Origin of the sequence: Mycobacterium palustre (assembly GCF_002101785.1) — a bacterium.
Lineage (GTDB): Bacteria > Actinomycetota > Actinomycetes > Mycobacteriales > Mycobacteriaceae > Mycobacterium > Mycobacterium palustre.
The window spans coordinates 1-1,315 of sequence record NZ_LQPJ01000031.1 but is presented as its reverse complement, the minus strand read 5'-3'; the positions used below and the strand labels follow the sequence as shown (position 1 = coordinate 1,315).

General features: G+C 56.0%; 2 protein-coding genes. One reads left to right on the top strand and one right to left on the bottom strand.

Going from position 1 to position 1,315, the window contains the following annotated elements; all coding sequences use genetic code 11:
- The first annotated feature begins 591 nt into the window (after positions 1-591).
- Positions 592-1,020 (top strand): hypothetical protein, encoded by a 429-nt coding sequence (locus tag AWC19_RS03070; RefSeq protein WP_142280934.1) that lies wholly within the window; start codon positions 592-594, stop codon positions 1,018-1,020.
- Positions 1,021-1,085: 65 nt separating this feature from the next.
- Here AWC19_RS03070 and AWC19_RS31370 read toward each other — a convergent pair whose 3' ends face one another.
- Positions 1,086-1,226: a site-specific integrase gene (locus AWC19_RS31370; RefSeq protein ID WP_342743773.1), complete on the bottom strand. Its 141-nt coding sequence runs from the start codon at positions 1,224-1,226 to the stop codon at positions 1,086-1,088.
- Positions 1,227-1,315: the final 89 nt, after the last annotated feature.

Genomic DNA, 1,315 nt, shown 5'->3' with positions numbered 1-1,315 from the left:
AACAGGCCTAACCACTAACCCAGAGTGTCAAGGATCAACCGAAACAGAAACGTCAAGGATCAACCGACTCCAAACAGGGGCACTTTGCTGTGTGTGGATATCCAAAGGTAGTGAGGTTTTGGTGGTTCGCTAGTCCGACTGCCGTGCGCTGCGTGTGCACTTAGGCTGCTTAGGCTGCCAGCAGCAAGCACGTTTCGAGCGGTTCGCCACCCATTGATACAACTACCGAAGGTATTGGCTACCAACGTGATTCGTACGATTTTGATCTAGCCAGGGAAGCTGGCAAGCCCGACCGGGGCAACCGTCGCGAGCGTGAGCGCGATTTTGACCGGCTGAGCAGGCCGCAGAGCGACCGTCGCTAGCCCGCCGATAAGAGACTACCGGCCAGGTGCTATCACCGGCGAGGACGCCTACCGCGCGGCTAATAAGGTGAACCGGCAAATAGGAGCGTTGAAAGCGCTACCGCCAGGGCACTCGTTAGAGTGGTGATTTGGTGCTTAAGCGCATGTGCAGCGCACGAATTCGGTTGGAAACCCTCTGACCGGCATTGATAGGCTGACCCCGTCAGGTTGACCACCTGGCACACGATTCTTGAACGCTGGTTTGACTGGTCAAGAAACCAAGCAGGGTGCGAGACTGGGTGCGCGCCAATTGTCAGGTTTTGAATGGGAGGGAGTCAGTCGAATGGGTCTACGGGATGAGTTAAGCAAGCATGAGGATTTTGAGGCCCAGCGCGAGGCCGAACGTATCGAGAATGTCCGCAAGGTGGAAGAACTGATCGCTGAATTTGTCCAGCTTGCCAAGGAACGCGGGATTCCACCCACCGATTCATATAACGGGTTCACAGGCTGGATCGTGGAGCCCAAAGAACTTGATCGGCTGGGTATTTCGGTCCACGGCGACACAAAAGCGCACGATTACACGGGTTGGTCCCCCATCAGCGCTGCCGAAATACTCGACAAGATCTATTACGTCCACACGCTCGAACGGGCCTTGACTTGGCGCTTATCCCGCAGCTAGGCAGATTCGGCAAGTTCTGAAAGCCGTTGCACTAGAAGTGTCTTTCTCTCGTCAGTAGCCGCTGTCTACTGCATAGCCATGTTTGGAGTCGAATGACCTAAGAAGGCTTGGACTTCGGCAGCACTAGCGCCAACATGGCTCAGCATCGTTGCGCCGAAATGACGCAAGTCATGGATATGAACGCCAGGGCGATTGGCCTTAGCCAATGCCGGTTGATATGGCTGTGACAGCCTGATTTGGCCCCGGGTGGGCGGTCGAAAGTGGCCCCACCTGTGTGGTCGCGGGTGTGCTGTTG